Source organism: Nocardiopsis metallicus (genome assembly GCF_014201115.1).
GTDB classification, from domain to species: Bacteria; Actinomycetota; Actinomycetes; order Streptosporangiales; family Streptosporangiaceae; genus Nocardiopsis; species Nocardiopsis metallicus.
In genome coordinates, this window is record NZ_JACHDO010000001.1 from 4,821,624 (window position 1) to 4,844,448 (window position 22,825).

20 protein-coding genes and 1 riboswitch are annotated in these 22,825 nt (G+C 70.1%); of the genes, 9 read left to right on the forward strand and 11 right to left on the reverse strand.

From position 1 onward, the window contains the following. Positions 1–105: 105 nt before the first annotated feature. Both HNR07_RS20970 and HNR07_RS20975 read right to left on the reverse strand, forming a co-directional pair. Positions 106–1,227 (reverse strand): baeRF11 domain-containing protein, encoded by a 1,122-nt coding sequence (locus tag HNR07_RS20970; protein WP_184366456.1) that lies wholly within the window; start codon positions 1,225–1,227, stop codon positions 106–108. Positions 1,228–1,347: 120 nt separating this feature from the next. Then, on the reverse strand, positions 1,348–1,935 hold the full coding sequence (locus tag HNR07_RS20975) for an LURP-one-related/scramblase family protein (protein WP_184366457.1): 588 nt from the start codon (positions 1,933–1,935) through the stop codon (positions 1,348–1,350). 152 nt (positions 1,936–2,087) lie between these two features. Between HNR07_RS20975 and HNR07_RS20980 the strand changes: the two genes are divergently transcribed. Continuing rightward, a complete protein-coding gene (locus tag HNR07_RS20980; protein WP_184360963.1) occupies positions 2,088–3,521 on the forward strand; it encodes an NF041680 family putative transposase in 1,434 nt (477 codons plus the stop codon). Positions 3,522–3,529: 8 nt separating this feature from the next. On the opposite strand, the gene HNR07_RS20985 is transcribed toward HNR07_RS20980, so the two are convergent. Beyond that, positions 3,530–4,624 carry a zeta toxin family protein gene (locus tag HNR07_RS20985; RefSeq protein WP_184366458.1) on the reverse strand — a complete coding sequence of 365 codons (1,095 nt, stop codon included), beginning with the start codon at positions 4,622–4,624 and terminating at the stop codon, positions 3,530–3,532. Positions 4,625–4,759: 135 nt separating this feature from the next. On the opposite strand from HNR07_RS20985, the gene HNR07_RS20990 reads away from it, so the two are divergent. The 4 genes from HNR07_RS20990 to HNR07_RS21005 all read left to right on the forward strand — a co-directional run bounded on the left by HNR07_RS20990 (position 4,760) and on the right by HNR07_RS21005 (position 10,377). After that, the gene (locus HNR07_RS20990) at positions 4,760–5,197 is read left to right on the forward strand and encodes an NUDIX hydrolase (RefSeq protein ID WP_184366459.1); all 438 of its coding nucleotides are present in this window, start codon (positions 4,760–4,762) and stop codon (positions 5,195–5,197) included. Between the two features lie 270 nt (positions 5,198–5,467). After that, a complete protein-coding gene (locus tag HNR07_RS20995; RefSeq protein WP_184366460.1) occupies positions 5,468–7,195 on the forward strand; it encodes an ABC transporter transmembrane domain-containing protein in 1,728 nt (575 codons plus the stop codon). Continuing rightward, positions 7,192–9,033 (forward strand): ABC transporter ATP-binding protein, encoded by a 1,842-nt coding sequence (locus tag HNR07_RS21000; protein ID WP_184366461.1) that lies wholly within the window; start codon positions 7,192–7,194, stop codon positions 9,031–9,033. Before HNR07_RS20995 ends, HNR07_RS21000 begins: the two co-directional genes overlap by 4 nt. Before the next feature lie 588 nt (positions 9,034–9,621). Further along, positions 9,622–10,377, forward strand: coding sequence for an SAM-dependent methyltransferase (locus HNR07_RS21005; protein ID WP_184366462.1), 756 nt, complete (start codon positions 9,622–9,624; stop codon positions 10,375–10,377). Between the two features lie 195 nt (positions 10,378–10,572). Here HNR07_RS21005 and HNR07_RS21010 read toward each other — a convergent pair whose 3' ends face one another. After that, a complete protein-coding gene (locus HNR07_RS21010) occupies positions 10,573–10,860 on the reverse strand; it encodes a ribbon-helix-helix domain-containing protein (RefSeq protein ID WP_184366463.1) in 288 nt (95 codons plus the stop codon). Positions 10,861–11,330: 470 nt separating this feature from the next. On the opposite strand from HNR07_RS21010, the gene HNR07_RS21015 reads away from it, so the two are divergent. The 3 genes from HNR07_RS21015 (at position 11,331) to zwf (ending at position 13,868) form a co-directional block, all read left to right on the forward strand. Further along, complete coding sequence (locus HNR07_RS21015; RefSeq protein ID WP_184366464.1) at positions 11,331–11,711, forward strand: hypothetical protein; 381 nt, start codon at positions 11,331–11,333, stop codon at positions 11,709–11,711. A gap of 89 nt (positions 11,712–11,800) precedes the next feature. Further along, on the forward strand, positions 11,801–12,274 hold the full coding sequence (locus tag HNR07_RS21020; protein ID WP_184366465.1) for an NUDIX hydrolase: 474 nt from the start codon (positions 11,801–11,803) through the stop codon (positions 12,272–12,274). A gap of 166 nt (positions 12,275–12,440) precedes the next feature. After that, positions 12,441–13,868 (forward strand): glucose-6-phosphate dehydrogenase, encoded by a 1,428-nt coding sequence (gene zwf, locus HNR07_RS21025; protein ID WP_184366466.1) that lies wholly within the window; start codon positions 12,441–12,443, stop codon positions 13,866–13,868. Between the two features lie 121 nt (positions 13,869–13,989). Here zwf and groL read toward each other — a convergent pair whose 3' ends face one another. The 6 genes from groL to thrC form a co-directional block, all read right to left on the reverse strand. After that, entirely contained in the window at positions 13,990–15,621 is a 1,632-nt protein-coding gene (gene groL, locus HNR07_RS21030) for a chaperonin GroEL (protein ID WP_184366467.1), read from the reverse strand. 345 nt (positions 15,622–15,966) lie between these two features. Then, positions 15,967–16,782, reverse strand: a complete 816-nt coding sequence (locus HNR07_RS21035; protein ID WP_184366468.1) for an ABC transporter permease — start codon at positions 16,780–16,782, stop codon at positions 15,967–15,969. Continuing rightward, the gene (locus HNR07_RS21040) at positions 16,779–17,750 is read right to left on the reverse strand and encodes an ATP-binding cassette domain-containing protein (protein ID WP_184366469.1); all 972 of its coding nucleotides are present in this window, start codon (positions 17,748–17,750) and stop codon (positions 16,779–16,781) included. The genes HNR07_RS21035 and HNR07_RS21040 overlap by 4 nt, the downstream gene beginning before the upstream one ends. A 97-nt stretch (positions 17,751–17,847) precedes the next feature. Further along, positions 17,848–18,432 carry a PadR family transcriptional regulator gene (locus tag HNR07_RS21045; RefSeq protein ID WP_184366470.1) on the reverse strand — a complete coding sequence of 195 codons (585 nt, stop codon included), beginning with the start codon at positions 18,430–18,432 and terminating at the stop codon, positions 17,848–17,850. Between the two features lie 110 nt (positions 18,433–18,542). Next, a complete protein-coding gene (locus tag HNR07_RS21050) occupies positions 18,543–18,821 on the reverse strand; it encodes a ubiquitin-like small modifier protein 1 (protein ID WP_184366471.1) in 279 nt (92 codons plus the stop codon). A gap of 61 nt (positions 18,822–18,882) precedes the next feature. Then, a complete protein-coding gene (gene thrC, locus HNR07_RS21055; RefSeq protein ID WP_184366472.1) occupies positions 18,883–20,142 on the reverse strand; it encodes a threonine synthase in 1,260 nt (419 codons plus the stop codon). A gap of 13 nt (positions 20,143–20,155) precedes the next feature. After that, a riboswitch (SAM riboswitch) is annotated at positions 20,156–20,297 on the reverse strand. Positions 20,298–20,580: 283 nt separating this feature from the next. On the opposite strand from thrC, the gene HNR07_RS21060 reads away from it, so the two are divergent. Beyond that, complete coding sequence (locus HNR07_RS21060; RefSeq protein ID WP_184366473.1) at positions 20,581–22,017, forward strand: alpha,alpha-trehalose-phosphate synthase (UDP-forming); 1,437 nt, start codon at positions 20,581–20,583, stop codon at positions 22,015–22,017. Positions 22,018–22,144: 127 nt separating this feature from the next. Here HNR07_RS21060 and HNR07_RS21065 read toward each other — a convergent pair whose 3' ends face one another. Continuing rightward, positions 22,145–22,750: a GrpB family protein gene (locus HNR07_RS21065; protein ID WP_184366474.1), complete on the reverse strand. Its 606-nt coding sequence runs from the start codon at positions 22,748–22,750 to the stop codon at positions 22,145–22,147. Between the last annotated feature and the right edge of the window lie 75 nt (positions 22,751–22,825).

Here is a 22,825-nt window from a genome sequence, read left to right on the forward strand (position 1 = left end):
GCGCCGGAGCGCGGGGAGGGGCCGGGAAGACCGCGTACGACGGAAGGAAGCCCAACCCGGCCAGCGCCCGGACGCACGGGCATCCGGGCTCACGGGCTCACGGGCTCACACGGCGAAGCGCAGGATCGCCGCAGCCGCCGTTTCGCCGGGGATCTCCGGCGCACGCACCGCCAGCACCCGGGCCCCCGTCCGCAGGGCCCGGCGAGCGATCTCGTCGACGACACCGTAACCGTGGGCGTCGCCTCGGTCGTGGAAGGAGACGGCACCCGTCTCCTCGTCGACCAGGCCGGGTACGACCTCGTCGATGTCGACCAACAGGGTGTCGATCGCGCCGAAGGTGGCGGCCCTGGCCACATCGCTCAGGTCGGTCGCGGTGAGGCCGCGCGACTCGTGCTCCTCCAAGCGTTCGCGCTGCCTGGCCAGTTCGACCCGGTAGAGCTCGTCGAGGACGGTACGGGCCTCCCCGGCCAGTTCCGCGTCGGAGACGTTCTCCGGGTTCCCGTCGATCCCGGGAGCCGCGAGGTGGACGTAACTGTTCACCGAACGGTAGATACCGGCCAGCGGCTCCGTCGCAGCCAGGATCAGCGGGACACCGCTGCCGGACAGGACGGGCCTCACCGCGCGGTCCACCGCCCGCGCGTACTGGTGCAGGCGCACCTTGCGCCCCTCCGACCCCTGAATCCTTCCCGAGGGCGAACGGCCGCTGATCGAGGACAGGCCGACGGCGCTCGCGGCGTCCTCCGGCAGGTCGGAAACGCTCACCTCGAAGGGATCGGCGTCGGGACTCACCTCGACCAGGCGCACCGAGTTCTGGGCCAGGGCCAGCACGAAGGCCGCCTGGGGGAAGGTCACGGAGCGCAACAGCGGTTTGACGAAGAAGCGGTCGGACACCTGCACCGAGGCGGTCAGCCTGTTCGGCAACCGGAAGGTGCGGATCTCCTCGGGGGTCAGGAAGACCACCAGGCTGTTGGAGAGGTAGGGCCAGAACGCCTCGTCGTCGGCGAGCTCCTCGCCGAGTTCCCTCAGGGCCTGGACGTCCTCCTTGCCATGGCCCGCTTCCTCGAGCTCGCCCACCGCCTGGGACAGGGCGTTCCTGAACTCGATCCGGACAGCCTCCGAGTCCTGCGTCAGGGGGACCGTGGGAAAGTACAGGGAAACACTGGCCGGATGCCGGGCGGAGGCGATCCTCTCGATCTCCTCGGCCGTGGGAATGTCGTTGTGCAGCATAAGACCGCCCTACCCAAAGGGCGGTCGTTCCATGAGCGATCGTCCGTGAACTCTCCTCGAAACCGCCTCACACCGGTCAGCGGCCGACCCGGTCCGCGGGGACGCGGACCACGGCACCGTTCACCTGCCCTCGCGCAGCACCAGGTCGATCGTGATCGCGGAGGCCACCACCAGGGTGCGCAGCGGTTCGGGCAGGGCCGGGTAACGGTGGTGCAGCGCGTAGCTGTCCGCCGAGGTGAACAGCTCGCCCAGGTCGGGCAGCCGACGGTCGACCCGGGCGACCTCGTGCGCGTTGTGGTCGCAGATCCGGAAGTCCAGGCCGATGAAGTCGCCCTCGATCGTGCCGACCTGACGCTTCCACGCGTCCAGCAGCGTGAACTTCGACCCGAAGAACTTCAGGTCCTGCTCGATCGTGCCCACCGGCTGACCGCTGGGCAGGTTCACGCTGGTGGTCGCGGTCATCCAGGACCAGTGCTTCTGGACGGCGAGCCGCTGGTGCCCGTACAGGTCCGTGACGTGCACACGGCGCTCGAAACCACCCGTGCTCTTGGCCAGGTGCCGCAGCACCTGCATGCCCCCGTCCGCACCCTGCTCCCGCGCCCAGGCGATCTGCCGGCCGTGCGGATCGAAGACCTCGTAGTCGGAGACGTCGCGCATGAAGCGCTTGGGCTGACGTATCAGGAGGGGGTTGGCGGCGAAGATATCCATGGGGAGCGATCCTAGCTTGGCGTTTAACCTCGAGCCCGTGACCGGATACCGTCCCGGTCACGGGCTTCGTTGTTTCCCGGACAGCACAACGGCCTTCGCGTGATCATGTGCTTCAACCACGAACACACCTGATCACAACGAAGGCCGTCACCATGAGTCTGCTGCACCAGCACACCCCTGTCGAGCCACTGTCGACATTGGCCCGATTCCGCTCCCAGTTCCACGCCTGCCTGACCACACGTGCTGACGCCCTCTTCGAGGTCTGCGAAGCCCTGGTCAGCACCCCGACCCCCGTGCGCCACCTGGCACAACTCTCCCTGGAGCCCGAACACCACCGCGGCCACGGCTCGGCCTACGCCGCCCTGGCCCACGGAAGCATCGACACCACCCAACTGCGATCGATCCTGGCCTCGCTGCCCCTGCCCCGCTTCCACGGGCGCATCGTGTTGGCCTGCGATGTCTCCCCCTGGCTGCGCCCGGACGCCTGGACCAGCCCTGACCGGGCCTGGTGCCACACCTACGGGCGCGGCACCGGCCAGGCCGAGATGGTCCCGGGCTGGCCCTACTCCATGATCGTCGCACTGGAAGAGGGCTCCACCTCCTGGACCGCGCCCCTGGACCTGCGCCGCCTGCACAGTGACGAGGACCCCACCACCGTCACCGCCCACCAAGTCCGCCAGCTGATCGCCCGATTGATCAGGGCTGAACACCACCAGCAGGGCGATCCCGACATTGTGGTGGTGGTTGACGCGGGCTATGACAGTCCTCGTCTGGCCTATCTGCTCGCTGATCTGCCCGTTCAGGTGGTGGGCCGGTTGCCCTCCAACCGGGTGCTCTACGGCCCAGCCGAGCACCGACCGATCTCAGCCAACGGGCGCCCGCCCAAACACGGGGCTGCCCTACGGATGGCCGCCCCCGATACCTGGCCCGAGCCGGAGACGGTGACCACCGCTGCCACCCGCCGCTACGGCAGTGCCACCGCGCGCTCCTGGGATCGGATGCATCCCCGGCTGACCCACCGCTCAGCCTGGGCCGAGCACCCCGGTGAGCTACCGGTGATCGAGGGCACCCTGGTGTTGTTGCAGGTGCAGGCTTTGCCCTCGCGGCGCGATCCCAAACCGTTGTGGTTGTGGTCCTCAGCCACCGGCATGCGCTCAGAGCAGGTCAGTCAGATGTGGTGGGCTTATTTGCGCCGGTTCGACATCGAGCACACCTTCCGCTTCCTCAAACAGTCGTTGGGGTGGAACGCACCCCGGCTACGGGACCCGCGATCGGCGGACCGGTGGTCCTGGCTGGTCGTGGTGGCCTATACCCAGCTACGTCTGGCCCGGTTGTTGGCGCGTCAGGTCAGATTGCCCTGGCATCGGCTGGTGGAAGCGGACCGGATGAGTCCGGCGCGGGTGCGTCGGGGGTTTCGGTACATTCGCGCTGACCTGCCGGTGTGTGTGGGTGCACCGAAATCCTGCGGGCCTGGTCCGGGGCGTCCGGTGGGGAGCCAGAACAAGCGTCCAGCTCCCCGATACGGGGTTCCCAAGAAGAACAAAACGGGCACTACGGGGCACCCCGGAGCCAAGCAAGCAGGTTAAACGCCAAGCTAGAGAGTGTCCTCCGAGCGCCAGAGCTCGCGTCGGCCCCTCTCGGCCTCCAGCGCGATCCGGCCGAACGGTTCGGTCCGCCACTCGCCGCCGCGCTGGTGGTTGGCGTAGAGCACCTCCCCCTCCCGCGAGAGCACGTACACCGAGTCCGCCAGGTGGTGGGTCTCCAGGAACTCGACCGTGTTCGGCACGCCCAGGTAGAAGCGGTCGTGGTGGATCTCCGGCAGCCAGCGGCCGAACCCCTGGTCGCGGGTGGCGCGCTCGTGGCGGTCGAAGACCGAGAAACGGCTGTTCGAGGTGTGCGTGGCCACGAAGGCCACCTCCACCCGGTACCCGGCCTCCTTGAAGCCCAGGACCCAGGAGGCCGCCCAGTCCGCGCGGCCCAGCGGGTGGCTGCACACCGCGTCGTAGCGGCCCCGCCGCACGTGCTCCATGGCCAGCCCGTGCAAGCCGCCGACCTGCTTGGACACCTCGGTGGAGGCGACCCGGTCGTCCGCGCTCATGGACCACTCGTAGTCGGGGGACAGACGCAGCAGGTCGTCGCCGTCGTAGCTGACCGTCCCCTCGGGCAGGACCGGCAGGACCAGCCGCTGGAGGGTGGACTTGCCGGAACCGGGCTGGCCGCCGAAGAGCAGCAGCCGGGGCCGTTCGCGCGGGATGCCGGTGAGCCGGTCGCGCAGGGCCAGGCCGAACAGCGCGTTCAGGTCGGCCTCGGAGAGCTCGCGCCCCAGGTCCTGCGGGCTGGCCCCGGCGGGAGGGCGCACCGGGTCGGCACGGAGCTCGTCGATGATCCCGGGCAGCGCGCCGTTGGCCCGGGCGATGTCGTCGGGGGTGAGGTAGGGCAGTCGCGCCTCCTCGACCAGCAGGAGGGCGGCGCGCTCCAGCAGCGACGGATCCTTGTCCCGGCGGGCCAGGCAGGCACCGATCGCGGCACTGTAGAGGTTGTAGGCGCGTTCGCGGGCCTCACGCTGTTCGGCGGTCTGCGGCGGGATGCCACCGCTGGAGCTCTCCGCGAGAAGGGGCCGGACCCCCGCGTCGGTGCTCTCGGCGGAGGGGTCGGGGCCCAGGCCCGGTTCGGTTCCGGAGGATGTCATGTTCGTCCGCTCTCGCCGTGGCCCGGCCAGGGACGCTGGGCCGTAGGTGTACGCAACCGGTCGACAGAAGGCTAGTAGCTCGGATCACTGACGGTCAGCGGTACGCGTCGGTACGGGGCGGCCTAAAGTGGCCACATGTCACCGAACCCTCCGCCTGCGCCTTCCCCCTCCTCCCCCGCCGTGATCGAGGCCCTCGCCTGGGTCCACGTGCGCGAGGGCCGCCTGCTGTGTGTGCTCCCCGAGGGCAAGGACCGGCTGTACATCCCCGGCGGCAAGCGCGAGCCGGGCGAGAGCGACGAACAGGCGGTGGCCCGCGAGACCCTGGAGGAGGTCAGCGTGGTACTGCGCCCGGGGACCTTCCACCAGGTCGCGGTGATCGACCAGGAAGCGCACGGGCAGGCCCCGGGCACCCGGGTGCGGCTGCTCTGCTACGGCGCCGAGCACGACGGGGAGATCGTGCCCGACAACGAGATCCTGGAGACCGCGTGGATCTCCTACGCCGAACGAGAGCGGTGCGCCCCGGCGATCCAGGACCTGGTCGAGCTCCTGCACGTCCGGGGGCAGCTGACCTGAAAGCCCCCCGTCAGTGCCCGAGAAAACCCTGAGTCCTGCCCGGCACCCGGCCGGGCACGACTTTCCAACATCTGCGGGCCACTCTTTTCTCGGACCTTCCAGACGCCTTCCACGGAGTGCTCCCGCACTGTTCCCGGGGCTCTCCAGCGCCCCCTCAGACTCCCGTGACGGCGCTTGCGGCGGCCCTCCCCCGAACCGGGAACCCCTGCCGCGCAGGCCCTGGGAAAAGCAGTGGTCTCCACCGGGTTCCCTGGTTAGAGTCCCGGAACTGTGCGTGTACTTCCCGAGCCTCCGGGCACCCCCGACCACCGTTCGGCCAACCGCTACCTGCTCTGGCTCGCCCGCAAGGAGTGGCGCTCCCTGCTGTGGGCGTCGCTGATCACCTCGGTCTACTTCCTGTGCACGATCCTGGTGTCCTACCTACTCGGCGCCGCGCTGGACTCCGGACTGGCCGACGGCGGACTCGGCACCCTGCTGTACTGGTCCGGGCTGATCACGCTGTGCGCCCTGCTGGCCGCGGCCATGGTGCCCCTGTACGAGCGGTCGAGCGCCTTCAACTGGTACTCCGCCGCCTACCGCACGATCCAGCTGGTCACCCGGCGCTCCTCCAGGCTGGGACCGACCCTCACCAGGCGCCTGCCCACCGGTGAGGTCGTGGCGGTCGGCACCGACGACATCGACCGCGTCGGCACCTTCTACGAACGCTCCGACCTGATGATCTCCTCGGTGGTCTCGGTCCTGGCGGTCGGCTTCCTCATGCTGGCCTCGCACCTCACCTTCGGGCTGATCGTGCTGGTGGCGGTGCCCCTGATCGTCGTCGGCATGGTGCCGCTGCTACGACCGCTCAACCGCCGCACGCGCACGCACCGGGACCGGCAGGCCGACCTCACCACCAGGGCCACCGACCTGGTCGCCGGGCTACGAGTGCTGCGGGGTGTGGGCGGCGAGCGTTCGGTGGGTGACCGCTACCAGGCCGAGTCCCAGCGCGTACGCGCCGCCGGGGTCAGGGTCGGCTGGATGGACGCCGCGCTGGAGGCGGTCCGCACCCTCTACCCGGGGCTGCTCCTGGTGGGGATCGTCTGGTACGGCGCCCGGCTGGCGCTGGTCGGCGAGATCACCGTGGGCCAGTTGGTCGCCTTCTACGGCTACACCGGTTCCCTGGCCGCGGCGGTGCGCTTCTTCATGCGCTTCGCCTCCGACCTGGTGACCGCCCGGGTCGCGGCCGCCCGTGTGGTGCGGGTGCTGGCCCTGGAGCACGACCTGCCCGAGCCCGCGGTCCCGGCCCAGCCCCCGGCGGGCACGTACGACCTGCACGATCCCACCAGCGGGGTCAGCCTGACCCGCGGAAGGCTCACCGGTGTGGTCTGCGCCGACCAGGCCGACGTGGCCCCACTCGTCCAACGGTTGGGCCGGTACCGGGACGGCGGCGCCGAGCTGACCGGTGCCGACTCCCGGCGCGTCGCCCTGCGCGACCTGCCCCTGGCGGAGGTCCGCCGCCGCGTCCTGGTCGCGGGCAACGACGCCCACCTGTTCTCGGGGCGGCTGCGCGAGGAGCTCGACCCCGACGGCTCCGCCACCGACGAACACCTCACCGCGATGGTCCGCACCGCCGCGGCCGAGGACGTGCTCGCCCAGTCACCCGAGGGTCTCGACGCGGAACTCACCGAACGCGGCCGCGAGTACTCAGGCGGCCAACAGCAGCGGCTCCGTCTCGCCCGCGCCCTGCTCAGGGATCCCGATGTGCTGATCCTCGTCGAACCCACCTCCGCGGTGGACGCCCACTCGGAGGCGGCCGTCGCCGAGCGCCTCGCCGGAGCGCGCCCCGACCGCGCCACCGGTGTGGTGACCACCAGCCCGCTGCTGTTGGACCGCACCGACCACGTCCAGTTCGTCGTGCGGGGCCGGGTGGTGGCCGAGGGCACCCACCGGGACCTGCTCCGCACGGACGCCTACGCCGCCACCGTCCTGCGCACGCCGGTGGAGGAGGAGAAGGTATGACCCAGACCGCCAGACGCCACCCCTGGGCGGGAACCGGCGGAGCTGCCGCCCCCGTGCCGGACGGACCGCCCACCGCCCCGATCGAGTCGACCGCGCTCCCGGTGGCCCCGGCCCCCGTGGTGTGGCGACGGCTGCGCCGCGCGAGCCGGGACCACGGTCCGCTGCTGTTCGGGGTGGTGGCGCTGTTCGCGCTGGCCACGGCCGCGGCGCTGGTCGCCCCATGGATGCTCGGGATGATCGTCGACGCCGTCCGTGAGGGGGCGTCACCCGGGCGCGTGGACGTCATGGCCCTGGTCATCGTGGCGGCTCTGCTCGTCAACGCCGCCCTCCTGCTGGGGGCGGTGGCCCAGTCGATCCGGTTCGGAGAGGGGCTGCTGGCGGAGCTGCGCGAGGAGTTCGTGCGCTCCGTCCTGCGGCTGCCCCTGGGCACGGTGGAGCGCGCGGGCACCGGCGACCTGGTGTCCCGGACCGGGCGCGACATCAACTCGCTCAGCATGATGGTGCGCCAGTCCCTGCCGGTGATCGCCACCGGCCTGGCGACCGTGCTGGTCATCCTGGTGGCGCAGGCCTTCCTGCACCCCGCGCTCCTGCTCGCGTGGGCGCCGTCGGCCCTGATCATCTGGTTCACCACGCGCTGGTACGCGCGGCGCGCGCCCGACGGATACCTCGCAGAGATGGGCACGTACTCGCGGCTCACCCAGGGCGTGTCCGACACCGTGGAGGGCGCGCACACCCTGGAGGCACTGGGCCGCCAGGAGTGGCAGGACCTGCGTACCGACGCCGACGTGCACCGCTCCTACCTGGCCGAGCGGTACACGCTCTGGTTGCGGAGCGTGTGGTACCCGCCGCTGGAGTTCTCGTACCTGTTCGCCTCGGCGACGACGTTCCTGGTCGCGGGGGTCCTGTACCACCAGGGCGAGCTGTCCCTGGGGCAGATCGCCACGGCGGTCTTCCTGACCGTGCAGATGTCCAAGCCGCTGGACCACATGATCGACCAGGTCGACAACGTGATGGTGGGCTTCACCGCCCTGCGGCGGCTCCTGGGGATCCAGTTGACCGCCGAGGGCACCCGCCCCGGAGCCGGACCCGAACCCCGTGAGCCGGGCACCGTGGAGATCCACGGGGTGCGGTTCGGCTACACCCCCGGCACCGAGGTACTGCACGGGGTGGACCTGGACCTGAAGCCCGGCGAACGACTCGCGGTGGTGGGCCCGAGCGGCGCCGGCAAGTCCACCCTCGGCAAGCTCCTGGCCGGGGTGTACCCGCCCGGCGCGGGCACCATCCGGGTCGGCGGCGCGGACCTGCGCGCCCTCTCCCCCGAGGAACGCCGGGAGCGGGTGATCCTGCTCAGCCAGGAGAGCCACGTCTTCCGGGGCACCCTCGCCGAGAACCTGGCGCTGGCCCTGGACGAGAGCGACACGGACCGCGAACGCCTGTGGCGGGCCCTGGAAGCGGTGGGCGCCGACACCTGGGTACGCTCCCTGCCGGACGGCCTGGACACCAGGGTCGGTTCCGGCCAGGAGCCGCTTGACCCGGCCCACGTACAACAGCTGGCCCTGGCCCGGGTGGTGCTGGCCGACCCCCAGGTCCTGGTACTGGACGAGGCCACCTCGATGATCGATCCCCGTTCCGCCCGCAGCCTGGAGAGCTCGCTCGCCGGTGTCCTCGAAGGCCGCACCGTGGTGGCGATCGCGCACCGCCTCTACACCGCCCACGACGCCGACCGCGTCGCGGTGGTCGACGGCGGCGGCATCACCGACCTGGGCACCCACGAGGAACTCCTCACCCGGGGAGGTTCCTACGCCCGCCTCTGGCAGACCTGGCACGGCGACAACTGATCCCCCACTCCCGCATCGGGGCCGGACCGACAGCGGCGGGGGAAGCGGTCTCCCCGCCCCGCGCGGATCGGGCCGCGTGTCGCGGCCGGTCACGGTCGGCAACGAGAGGCGGCGGCCACGGCGGGAGCTCCCCAGCCCTGCGCGGATCGGGTCGCGTGTCGTGGCCGGTCATGCGTGCCATCGGGCCAGCCGGTGGTGAGGGTGGGGTTCAGCGCTGTGGTGTCGGCCCCGGGCGAGCCGGGGTGTCCGTAACCCGCGCCTGAGGGTAGTCCGCTGCTTCCGAAACCCCTTCATTCCCGGTGATCTTGCTACCAGGAGCAAGTTCGGCGCCGAACTTGCTCCTGGTAGCAAGATCATCTTCGAAAAGGGGGCCGGAACTGTGCCCGGGGGTCTGGCGGGCCCGGGGGGCTGGCGGGCCGCTGGTGCTGTTCGCCGACCTGGGGAGGGCACCGGCCGAAGGCCGAGGTGGGGGGGTGGGGGTGGGGCCCCTTCGGGGCGTTCACCTACACGCGGGGCTGGTGATCGAAGGCCCTCGGAGGGTGGGAAAACCGGTGGACAGGTGAGGGTCGTTCGGGTGACCCTGCTCGGATGACGACCCCCGAGATTCCCCCCATGTACCGCGACCTCGACTTCAACGGCCCGCTCTCCGATGAGCGGGCCGTTCGGCTGATCCGCTCGCTCGGCCCGTTGGAAGGCCGCCACGTCGTGGACGTCGGCTGCGGCTGGGCCGAGCTGCTGCTGCGCACGCTCGCCACCGAACCCGGCGCGACCGGGTTCGGGATCGACCTCGGTGAGGACAACATCCGGCACGGCCGGGACAACGCGAAGGAACGCGGGCTGGCCGACCGGGTCGAGTTGGTGGTCGCAGACGCCGGGGCGTGGAAGGGCGAGCCCGCGGACGTGGTGTTCAACGTCGGCTCCACGCACGTGTGGGGCGGTGATCCGGTGGTGCACACCGCGAACGCGCTGGAAGCCCTGGCGGACCTGACCAAGCCCGGCGGCAGGGCGTTGTTCGGGGAGTGCTTCTGGAAGCGGCCGCCCACGGACGCGGAGATGGCGGCGGTGGAGGACGTCCCCCGCGAGCAGTACCGCCCGTTGCCCGAGCTCGTGGACTTCGCGCTCTCGCACGGCTTCCGGCTGTACGCGGTGGAGGAGGCGACCGTGGACGAGTGGGACGTCATGGAGAACGGGAACGCCAAGGGCTGGGAGGACTGGCTCCTGGAGAACCCGGACGCCCCCGGAGCCGACGAGATCCGCGCCCGAGCGGACGGGCACCGGCGCTTCCGCCTGCACGGCGCCAGGGAGATCATGGGATTCGCCTACCTGACCCTGATCCGGGTCTGAACCTGGTCCGGGTCTGAGCGGCCACCCACGCGGGCTCCGGGACATGTTTCCCGGAGCCCGTTCGGGCTGAGGGGGGATCAGCCAAGAGTCGGCGTTGTGGACACCCGACGCTCACGGCAGGAGATCGGCCTCAGCGGAGGTGGTCATGCCGGGAGGGCCAGGCACAGGATTGCGGGCACACGAAAGGTCCGGCGCTCAGAAGAACCGCAGGCGCTCGCGCTCCTGGCGTTCGGCGTTCTCCAGGTAGACGCGGTCACCCTCGGCCATGGCCGATTCCAGGTAGGCGTACACCTGGAGGGCACGGTTGATGACATCGGTCTGGGTGTCACCCGTGGCGGCGACGGCCTCTTCCAATGCCTTGGTGGATCGCGCGGTCAGGTTGACGGTGACACGCGCCGAGGAGCCGGCGGCCCTGCGACCGGTCGGACGGCCCCGGCCCTGGGAGGCATCGGTGAGTTCACTTCCTGTGCTCTTGGGCGACATGACACAACCTCGTTCTCTGGCTCGACGGCAGCGGGCTCGATCAGCGGGGAGCCGCGGGATACACGGCCGCGACGAAAGCCGGAAACACCGCGCGGGCGGCATGAGGCAACGGCGGGGTGCGGCAGGAAAGCAGAACACCGCGGCACGCGGACAGCCGAGCAGAGCACCGTCGCGAGAACCGCGCCGGCCATCACACGGGCGAGTTCCCGTCCGCGCACTGATCTCAGCCATCGCCAAGCCCCCTCCTACTCCGTTCCACATCGATGATCAGACTGGTAGGAATATATCATCCTGATATGACGCGTGGTCAATGCATCTTCCATCATCACACAAGATGCATCGAGATAGCCCGCCTGATAAACTCTTCGCCGTGGACACTCGACGCTGAGGCGTCATCGGTACCGAACGGCGAGGCCCCCACCGAACCGGATCGGCACTTCCCCTGTACGCCTATGGCTGGAGGTCGGTATATGGGAGATCCCCGGGGACAGTTCCCGCAGCAGCGGGAGACTCGGGTAGAGACCCACACCAGGGAGATTCGTCTCGACGACGAGTACCCCAGAGAACGGGCGGACGTCGACATCGACAGAACGCCCGTCTCCTACCAGGTGGAGGGAGGCATCAACTCGGACGGGGCCTGGGCCAGTTTGAGGGGGAGGGCCCGAGCCGGGTCCATGGTCGAGAGGGCGTCGGCCTCGCTCCTCGCCCTGACCGGCACCGCCGTTCCCCTTCTGGCCTTCGGCGGCCTGGCCCACGTCGCCGGAGCTTCCGCAGCGGTCACACTGACCGTAGCCGCAGGCGCATGGATCCTCGCAGCGGTGGCAGCCGTCTACGTGACCCGCGGCAGCTGATCCCACGGTGCCCGGCCCAGGCCCCACCGGGGCCGGGCACCTCCCTCCCGCACCCTGCGGTCCCTACTCTCCGATCGGATGCTCGCCATATGCGCTTCCTGGAACCCGAGGACGAAAAGGAACTGATCGCCCTGGCCCGCGCCGAGGGGATCGAACGGTTCTCGGCCGGGGCGATCGTCCACCGGAACGGCGGGGGCGAGGTCCTGCTGCTGCGCCGCAGGGACGACGACACCTCCTTCCCCGGTGCGGAGTCCCTCCCCTCCGGAGGGGTGGATCCCGGGGAGGGGCTGCTCGAAGGACTCGCCCGGGAGCTGCGCGAGGAGATCGGCCGAGCACCCGGGACGCTTCCCCTGGATGCCTTCGCGACCTGGTTCGACTACGTGTCCCGTAGCGGGATCCGCAAGCGGCAGTTCACCTTCGCGGTCCCCCATGACGGGACGCCGGTGGTGCTCTCCGAGGAGCACACGGGCTTCCGCTGGCTCCCCGCCCACCGGTTAGGCGAGAGCGACCTCACCCCGCAGGTGAAGGCCGCCGTCCGGGAGTGGGTCGACCTCGTCAGCTGACCCCGTTCTCCGTCCCCGCCCCTGAGTCATCCGCCCCTGAGCCCCTCCCCCCGTACACCCTTTCTTGGTCCGCCCTTGGGCGCGGCAGCGGCCCGGGCCGGGTAGGCCCGCCAACGTGCGCGGAACCTCCGGGCGTCCGCGCGGCAGCCAGCGACGAGGGGACACCATGACCACAGGGCCCGATGCCGACACCCTGGTGATCTTCGGGATCACCGGCGACCTCGCGAAGAAGTACCTCATGCCCGCGCTCTACCGCCTGGCGGCGAGGGACGAGCTGCGCACCATGATCATGGGGGTGGCCAGGTCCGACTGGGACACCGGGACGCTGCGACAGCGGACCCGGGAGGCGATCGCCGAGCACCTGGCCCAGACCCCTTCAGAGCACGGGGCCGAGGTCGACGAGTCGGTTCTGCGCGGGCTGACCGAGCGGATGACCATGGTGACGGGCGACCTCAACGATCCCCGGACCTACGCCGCCATCGCCGACGCGCTGCCCCAGGACTCCTTCACCGCCCACTACCTGGCGGTTCCGCCCGCCCTGTTCACCACGGTCGCCCAGGCCCTGGCCAAGGCCGGGCTCAACCGGGACTCGCGGCTGATCCTGGAGAAGCCCTTCGGCCACGACCTCGCCTCGGCCCGCGAACTCCACCGGGAGCTCCTGGGCTGTTTCCCCTCGGAGAGCCTCTACCTGGTCGACCACTTCCTGGGCGAGGAGCCCGTCCGCGGTCTGCCGGTGACGCGCTTCGGCAACACCCTGGTGGAGCCCGTGTGGAACCGGGCGTTCGTGGACAACGTGCAGATCACCATGGCCGAGGACTTCGGGGTGGACGACCGGGGTTCCTTCTACGACGCCGCCGGGGCCCTGCGGGACGTGTTCCAGAACCATCTGCTCCAACTGTTCGCCCTGCTCACCATGGACGCCCCGGTCTCCACCGAGCCCTCGGTGGTCAAGGACGAGAAGCTGCGCCTGCTGCGCGCCGTGCGCACCATCGAGCCGGACGACACCGTGCGGGGCCGCTACCACGGCTACCTCGACACGGAGGGGGTGGCGCCCGACTCCACCACGGAGACCTTCTTCGCGCTGCGCATGTGGGTGGACAACCGGCGCTGGGCCGGGGTGCCGTTCTACGTGCGCTCGGGCAAGAACATGCCGCTCACGTCGTGGGAGGTGGTCGCGGAGCTCAAGCGCCCCGCGGTCGACCTCTATCCGGGCCCGGCCAACCTCATCCGGTTCCAGCTGGAGCCGCGGGTGGGGCTCACCTTCGAGATGCTGCTGAACAAGCCGGGGGCGGAGGGCGACTCCGCGGCCGGGCTCGTGCTCGGCGCGGACGTCGCCCGTCAGCTCGGCCAGGGCCACGAGGCCTACGAGCACGTGCTCCACGGGGCGGTGACCGGCAGCCCGGAGCAGTTCGTACGCTTCGACGTGGTGGAGGAGTCCTGGCGGATCGTCGATTCGGTGATCGACTCGGAGACCGAACCCGAACCCTATGCGCGCGGCTCCTACGGGCCGGTGTCGGCGCAAGAGCTCCCGGGCGCCCAGGGCTGGCATCCGCTGGCCGACGCGGTCCGGCCGGACGGCTTTCCCGAACCCTGACTCCTGGCCGTGCCTCCACGGCACAGGGCCTCCGTGACACAAGCGAAACCGGGCGGCCCCGTGAGGGGACCGCCCGGCTGTCGCGGGCGAGGTCGCGTATCCGGACCTCGGACGCCTTGGACTAGAAGTCCATGCCGCCCATGCCACCGGTCGGGTCGCCGGCCGGGGCCGCCGCCTTCTCCGGCTTGTCGGCGATGACGGCCTCGGTGGTCAGGAACAGACCAGCGATGGACGACGCGTTCAGCAGAGCGGAACGGGTGACCTTGGTCGGGTCGATGACGCCGTCCTTGAACAGGTCGGTGTACTCGCCGGTGGCGGCGTTGAGGCCGAAACCGGGCTCCAGGTTCTTGACCCGGTCCGCCACGACGCCGCCCTCGAGGCCGGCGTTGGCAGCGATCTGCTTGAGCGGCTCGCCGATGGCGCGACGAACGATGTCGGCACCGATGGCCTCGTCGCCCTCGAGCTCCAGCTTCGCGAACGCGGGGACGCTGGCCTGCAGCAGCGCGACGCCACCGCCGGGCAGGATGCCCTCCTCGACCGCGGCCTTGGCGTTGCGGACGGCGTCCTCGATGCGGTGCTTGCGCTCCTTGAGCTCCACCTCGGTGGCGGCACCGGCCTTGATGACGGCCACGCCGCCGGCCAGACGCGCGAGGCGCTCCTGGAGCTTCTCGCGGTCGTAGTCGGAGTCGGTGCGCTCGATCTCGTTGCGGATCTCGTTCACGCGACCGGCGATGGCGGTGGCGTCACCGGCACCGTCGACGATGGTGGTCTCGTCCTTGGTGACGACGACCTTGCGGGCGCGGCCCAGCAGGTCGAGCTCGGTGTTCTCGAGCTTGAGGCCGACCTCCTCGGTGATGACCTGGCCGCCGGTCAGCACGGCGATGTCGCCGAGCTGGGCCTTGCGGCGGTCACCGAAGCCCGGAGCCTTGACGGCGACGGACTTGAAGGTGCCGCGGATCTTGTTGACCACGAGGGTCTGCAGGGCGCCGTCGGCGACGTCCTCGGCGATGACCATCAGCGGACGGCCGGACTGCAGGACCTTCTCGACAACGGGCAGGAACTCGTTGTTGTTGGAGATCTTGGAGTTGACGATGAGGATGTAGGGGTCCTCGAGGACCGTCTCCATGCGCTCGAGGTCGGTGGCGAAGTAGGGCGAGATGTAGCCCTTGTCGAAGCGCATGCCCTCGGCGAGCTCCAGCTCGAGCCCGAAGGTCTGCCCCTCCTCGACGGTGATGACGCCTTCCTTGCCGACCTTGTCCATCGCCTCGGCGATGGTCTCACCGATCTGGGTGTCACCGGCGGAGATGGAGGCGGTGGAGGCGATCTGCTCCTTGGTCTCGACGTCCTTCGAGAGGTTGCCGAGCTCCTCGTTGATGCGGGCCACGGCGGCCTCGATGCCGCGCTTGAGGCCGATCGGGTTGGCGCCGGCGGCGACGTTGCGCAGCCCCTCGCGGACGAGGGCCTGGGCCAGGACGGTGGCGGTGGTCGTACCGTCACCGGCGACGTCGTCCGTCTTCTTGGCGACCTCCTTGACCAGCTCGGCCCCGATCTTCTCCCACGGGTCCTCGAGCTCGATCTCCTTGGCGATGGAGACACCGTCGTTGGTGATCGTGGGGGCGCCCCACTTCTTCTCCAGGACGACGTTGCGGCCCTTGGGGCCGAGCGTGACCTTGACGGCGTCAGCGAGCTGGTTCATACCACGCTCGAGGCCGCGGCGGGCCTCCTCGTCGAACGCGATCAGTTTTGCTGCCATTGAGTTCTAGTCCTCCCGTGACCGGGGTGATACGCGACGGGACGAGGCGTGCGCCCGCGACGGACGACCGCGTTCTCCCCGGCAACCCTGCTGCCGGAGGCCCGTGGTCTCGCAGCCTCGATCCGGTTAGCACTCGGCAAAGGTGAGTGCTAACCACTCCCTTTTTTAGCACTCGCCCATGGAGAGTGCAAACGATGTGGTCACGATTTACACACCCCGGGGAACGCCTTCCACCTGCGCGAACATCCCGCCAAGTCATGATTTGAGCGTTCGGCGAACAGTAGGCGAACCCCGGGGTGACGTGCTCGGACGCTCCTCAGAACCCCCTTCGGGCACTCGGAAGCGTCAGGTGTTCAGGCGCCGCATGGAACGCGCGCCCACCACCAGGGCCACGAGGGTCATCCCGACCGCCATCACCCAGCCGAGCAGGACCGTCCCGTCCCAGACCCCGCCGCCGAACAGCACGCGCGCGGCGTCCACCACGTGCGCGACCGGATTGAACCGCGACAGCGCGTACAGCCAGCCCGGGGCCAACTCCATCGGCAGCAGCACACCCGAGAGCAGCATCAGCGGCATCATCACGGTCTGGATGATCGGCGCGAACACGTAGGTGTGCTTGGCGATCATCGCGGCCAGGTACGACAGCGTGGCCAGCCCGACCCCGAGCACGGCCAGCAGCGCGAACCCCGCGAGGGCCCCCGGCGCGGTGGTCCGGAAACCGAACGGCAGCACCAGCACGAGGATCAGCAGCATCTGCGCCAGAACGATCACCAGGTCGCGCAGAACCCAGCCGAGCAGCAGCGCCACCCGGCTGGCGGGGGTGGCCAGCATCCGCTCGTACGCCCCCGAGGCCATCTCCGGCAACAGCCCGAACCCGGCGAACCCGGCGGTGAACAGGGACAGCATCACGAACAGGCCGGGCACGAACCACTGCCACGGATTCTCGCCCTCGGCCCCGGCCAGCCCGGTGAGCAGCGGCGCGAACAGCACCAGGTACAGCAGCGGCTGGAGCATTCCGAAGACGATCATGAACGGCCGGTGCGGGACCGGGCGCATCTGCCGGGCGAACACGGTTCCGGTGTCGCGCAACATCCCGGAGAGCCCTCCGGCGGTCCGCACGGAGGCGGCGGGGTCGGTTTCGCGGCGGTCGACGGCGGTCACTGGTCCTCCTCGCGCAGGCTGCGGCCGGTCAGAGTCAGGAACACGTCGTCCAGGGTGGGCCGCTGCACCTGGACGGCGCTCAGGTCGAGGTCGGCCGCGTCGAGCGCGCGGAGCAGCTCCGGCAGGACGGCGTCGCCGCGCTGCACCCGCAAACGCACCTCGTGGTGGGCCCCGCCGCCGTCGAGGGCCTCGACCCCGCCGTCGGGTGCGAGCCGTTCGGCCACCTCGGCGGCGCCCCTGGCCTGGACCTGATCGGCGAAGGTGAGGCTGACCAGGTCTCCGAAGACCCGGCCCTTGAGTTCGTCGGGGGTGCCGTCGGCGATCACCAGGCCGTGGTCGATGACCAGGACCCGCTCGGCGGCGGAGTCGGCCTCGTCCAGGTAGTGGGTGGTGAGTACGACCGTCGTCCCGAACTCCGCCCGCAGCCGTACGACGTGCTCCCACAGGTTGGCCCGGCTGTGCGGGTCCAGGCCCGCGGAGGGCTCGTCGAGGAAGAGCAGTCCGGGTCGGTGGACCAGTCCCATGGCGATGTCGAGCCTGCGCCGCTGCCCCCCGGAGAGCGTGCTGACCTCGCGTCCGGAGGCGGGCGCGAGGTCGAGCATCTCCAGCAGGTCGTCACCGCGGCGACGCGCGGTGCGCCTGTCCAGCCCGTAGAGGAGGCCCTGGGTGTAGAGCTCGTCGCGGACCCGCTGTTCCTCCCCGGCTCCGTGTCCCTGCCCGACGAACCCGATCCGGCGCCGTACCTCGGCGGGTTCGGTGCGAACGTCGCGCCCGGCGACGGCGGCCGTCCCGGATGTGGGATCGAGGAGGGTGGTGAGCATGCGCAGGGTGGTGGATTTTCCAGCGCCGTTGGGTCCGAGCAGCGCGACCTGTTCTCCCTCGGACACGTCGATGTCGACACCGCGCACGGCCTCGACGGTCTCCTTGCCGACCCGGAAGTGCCGGGTCAGCTCTCGTGTGTGGATCATCGATCCCTCCGTATTAAAACTTGAATACAGGGATCAGCGTGCACCACCGCACGGAGATATTCAAGTTTTAATACATGACTGAGGGCCAGACCGGGAGTCAGACCGGAGGCAGACCGAAGGCTTGAGGGCTGTCATCGGCCATGACGTACTCCCCCGCCTCCAGGGAGGCGATCAGCTGCCGGGTCCAGTCAGCACCGGCGTCGACCGTGTAGTGCCACAGCCGGAAGAGCTCGCGCACGTGGGCGGGTTTGCCCCACTCCGCTTCGGTGGCGTCGATCGCCGACACGACCTCGGTGTCGCTCTTCTCCAGGACGGCGAGCCGCTCCTTCAGGAGTTCGATCACCTCGGCGCGCGGCAGGCAGGGCATGAGGGTGACCCCCGCGCACAACAGCGCGTGGTCGTCACCGCCGTGGCTCAGAGCGCCGCGCAACAGACGGAGGAAGTCGGCCTCCCCCTCATCGGTGATCTCGTAGGAGGTACGTTCGGTGACCTCCCCCTCGGCCACGAACTCACGGAGTTTCCCCTGTTCGGAGAGCTTGCGCAGCGCGTGGTAGATCGAGCCCCACTTCACGTTGGCCCACTCCTCGGCGCCCCAGTCCATGAGCTCACGACCTACCCGGTACCCGTGCGCCTGCCCGTGGACGCGCACCACCCCGAGTACCAACAACCGCGTCGCCGACATCGCCACCCTCGTCCCGGAAGAATCTCCCTCCCAGGTTACGAGGCCCGCGGACAGCGCGAGGGGCGGGCACCGACGGCACCCGCCCCGCAGGGTTCACATCAGCGGCCCGATCAGCAGCCCCCGGCCACCGCGGGGATGATCGAGACCTGCTGGCCGTCCTTGACCTCGGTCTGCAGGCCCTTCTCGAAGCGGACGTCCTCGTCGCCGACGTAGACGTTCACGAAACGGCGGACCTTGCCGCTTTCATCGAGGATGCGAGCCCGGATACCCGGGTGGTTGGCCTCGAGGTCGTCGAGGACCTCGGCGAGGGTGGCCCCCTCGGCGGTGACCTCGGAGGCGTCGTTGGTGTAGGTGCGCAGGATGGTGGGCACGCGGACGCTGGCGCTCATGGTGTTCGTGTCTCCTGGGATGTGGCCGCGGCGGGTGGCCGCGGGAAGGACGCGGGCGGGATCAGGCCAGGCCCTCGGCCTTGAAGGCGGCCAGGGACGGCTTGATCGTGGCGGTCACGCCCGAGTCGACGGCGTTGAGGGTCTTGAGCCCGTCACCGGTGTTGACGATGACCGTCTCGGCCTCGGGGTCGAGCTTGCCCTCGCGGACCAGCTTGCGCAGGACGCCGGTGGTCACCCCGCCCGCGGTCTCGGCGAAGATGCCCTCGGTGCGGGCCAGCAGCTTGATGGCGTCGACGATCTCGTCGTCCCCGACGTGCTCGACGGAACCGCCGGTGCGGGTGGCGATGTCCAGCACGTACGGGCCGTCCGCCGGGTTGCCGATCGCCAGGGACTTGGCGATGGTGTCCGGCTTGACCGGCTGGATCACGTCGTGGCCGTTCTCCCAGGCCTTGGCGACCGGGGAGCAGCCGGTGGCCTGCGCGCCGAAGACCTTGTAGGGGCGGTCCTCGACCAGGCCGACCTTGACGAGCTCCTGGAAGCCCTTGTCGATCTTGGTGAGCTGGGAGCCGGAGGCGATCGGGATGACGATCTGCTCGGGCAGGCGCCAGCCGAGCTGCTCGGCGATCTCGTAGGCCAGCGTCTTGGAGCCCTCGGCGTAGTAGGGCCGCAGGTTGACGTTGGTGAAGCCCCAGCTCTCGCCGGCCTCGTCCCCGATGAGCTCGGAGCAGAAGCGGTTGACGTCGTCGTAGTTGCCGTCGATGGCGACGACCTTGCCGCCGTAGACGGCGGCCATGACGACCTTGCCCTCCTCCAGCCCGGCCGGGATGAACACGCACGAGTCGAACCCGGCCCGCGCGGCGGCCGCGCCCACGGCACCGGCGAGGTTCCCGGTGGAGGAGCAGGACAGGGTCGTGAAGCCGAAGGTGCGGGCGGCCTCGACGGCGATCGCGACCACGCGGTCCTTGAAGGAGTGCGTGGGGTTGGCCGAGTCGTCCTTGACGTGCAGGGACCTCAGGCCGAGTTCGGCGGCCAGGCGGTCGGCCCTGACCAGCGGGGTCAGGCCCGGGTTCATGTTCGGCAGGTCGGCCACGTTGGTGGGCACCGGCAGGAGGGAGCGGTAGCGCCAGATGTTCTTGGGGCCGCTCTCGATCTCCTCGCGGGTCACGTCGCCGAAGTCGTAGGCGACCTCGAGGGGGCCGAAACAGAACTGGCAGGCGAAGATCGGTGAGAGTTCGTAGCGCTCGCCGCACTCGCGACAGGAGAGGGCGGTTCCGGGACCGAAGGCGCGGACAGCGGTGGGTTCAGTGGCGGTAATCGCCATAGCGAGGCGTCTCCCCTCATCTTCCCTGGTGGCCACCTTGACCCCAGGCCGGAGTTGGCACCTGCCTCGACGGGTTCGCGGTTCTCGCGATTCCACGTGTCGAGATGGTTGCCGGGGCTTCGCAGGGCCGGTCCCTCCACCCCTCTGGATGAGCAATATGAAGTTGTCACAGGCCCGCTCGGGGCCCGCACCGTCACTGTAACGGACGTGTTGACCGGTTTTCCACGCTGGGTGACCTGGATTACACAAAACCGCTCAAATAATGAGACACGATGAGACGGCGCAGGTCGAAGCGGACCCCGGCGCGCGTGCGGTGTCTCGCTCGTGTGACGGTCTCCACGACTGACCTCGCGAGGGTTTGGGACCGCACCCCGAAGGCGAGACCTAGGAGAAGTGCGTAACCCCTCCCATCCTTGCTCTTCCCGAGAGGACGACCACGTGGACAAGGCCCAGATCCTCATCGCCTCCAACAGGGGCCCGGTCTCCTTCTCCACCGCCGACGACGGCTCCCTGGCGCACCGCCGCGGCGGTGGCGGCCTGGTGTCGGGGATGATCTCCGTCGCCACCGAGATCGACAGCCTCTGGGTGTGCGCCGCCCTGTCCGACGCCGACCGGCGGGCGGCCGCCGAGGCGCCCGGAGCCCGGCTGGACCGTGCCCACGACCTCGGCGGCATGCGCGTCCACATGCTGGACATCCCTGAGACGACTTTCGCGGGTGCCTACACCGGGGTGGCCAACTCGACCCTGTGGTTCGTGCAGCACATGATGTACGACACCCCGAACAAGCCCTCCTTCGGCTCGGAGTTCCGCGGGCTCTGGGAGGACTACACCGCCTACAACAACGCCTTCGCCGAGGCCATCGTGGGCGGGGCCGCCGACAACGCCCGGGTGGCCGTGCAGGACTACCACCTGGCTCTGGTGCCGCGCATCCTGCGGGCCCGCCGCCCCGACCTGCGGATCGCGCACTTCTCGCACACCCCGTGGGCGCCGCCGGAGTACTTCCGGATGCTGCCCGCCCAGGTGGCCCGGGAGCTGCTGGAGGGCATGCTCGGCGCGGACCGGCTGGGCTTCCTGAGCCCGCGCTGGGCCGACGCCTTCCTGCGCTGCTGCGCGGAGATCCTGCGCGCCGACGTCGACCTCGAACGCCGCACCGTGGAACACGGGGGCCGGATCGTCGAGGTGGGCGTCCACGCCCTGGGCGCGGACGAGGACGACCTGCGGGAGAGCGCCTCGGATCCCGCCGTGGCCGAGCGCGGGAGCACGCTGCGCGAGGCGGTGGGCGACACCAAGCTGATCGTCCGGGTGGACCGCACCGAGCTGTCCAAGAACATCGTGCGCGGCCTGGAGGCGTACCGGGAACTGCTGCGGGCGCATCCGGAGTGGCGGGGGCGGGTCACCCACCTGGCGTTCGCCTACCCGAGCCGGGGCGACGTGCCCGAGTACCGGGAGTACACGGAGTCGGTGCTGCGGACCGCCAAGGAGATCAACGAGGAGTTCTCGACCCCCGAGTGGACACCGCTGGTCCTGGAGGTCAACGACGACTACCCGCGCTCACTGGCCTCGTTCCAGATGGCGGACGTGCTGCTGGTCAACCCCATCCGGGACGGGATGAACCTGGTCGCCAAGGAGGGCCCGGTGCTCTCCGAGCACGACTCCGTGCTGGTGCTCTCCCGCGAGGCGGGCGCCGCCGACGAGCTGGGTGAGGACGCGCTGCTGGTCAACCCCTACGACACCGTGGAGACCGCGGAGGCGCTGCACCAGGCGCTGTCGATGCCCGAGCCGGAGCGCCGCAAGCGGCGGGAGCGGTTGGCGGAGGCGGCGGTGGCGCTGCCGCCGCGCCGCTGGTTCCAGGACCAGCTGCGTTCGTTGGGCTAGCGCTCGGGAAGGCGGTTCAGGGAAGGCAGGGGCTCGGGTCAGTGATGGCTGGGCCCAGGGGGTGACGCGGGGCGTGTCCGATGGCGGACACGCCCTCTCGCCGCGTCCCTGATCGGAAGGTCCCGGGTCAGCCGTCCTGGGGGCCCTCCGCGCGCCAGGCCTCCGCTTCGGCGAGCAGGTCCCTGACGATGCCGGTCTTGGCGTCGGCGTAGTCCTGGATCTTCTCCCAGGTGCGTTCGGACAGCTCGCGTTTGACCGCGGTGTACCGCTCCCGGGCCCCCGCGTTCGCCGTGAGGTAGTCGCGGAACAACCGCATGCGGTCGATCTCCTCGCACCCCTGACCGAACACGTGCAGGTTGAGGTTGATGCTGGGCCCCTTGAGGACCCGGTGCTCGTACCAGTCGGGCTCCCTGATGACCAGGGAGTACCCGACCGCCTCCAGGTCGGGCAGGTAGGCGGCTTCGTCCGCGGAGTCGGCGACCACCAGGAGCAGGTCGACGCAGGGCTTGGCGGGCAGGCCGGGCACCGAGGTGGAGCCGACGTGGTCCAGGGCCAGGACCCGGTCGCCGAGGGCACCGCGGATCCGGCCGTCCTCCTGCCGGAACAGGTAGGGCCACTTGGGATCGGGCTCGGAGATGCGCACGCGCCCGTTGACCAGGTTGCGTGACTGGGGGCCGGGTCCGACCCGCTTTTCTCCTCGCGAGGGCAGAGAGGGCGTTTCGAGGGACGACATTCCACAAAGCCTTGTCGCCCGGAGTGCCCTCGTCAAGACCCTGGGCGTGCCTTACATATGCACGCGCACCTCGGC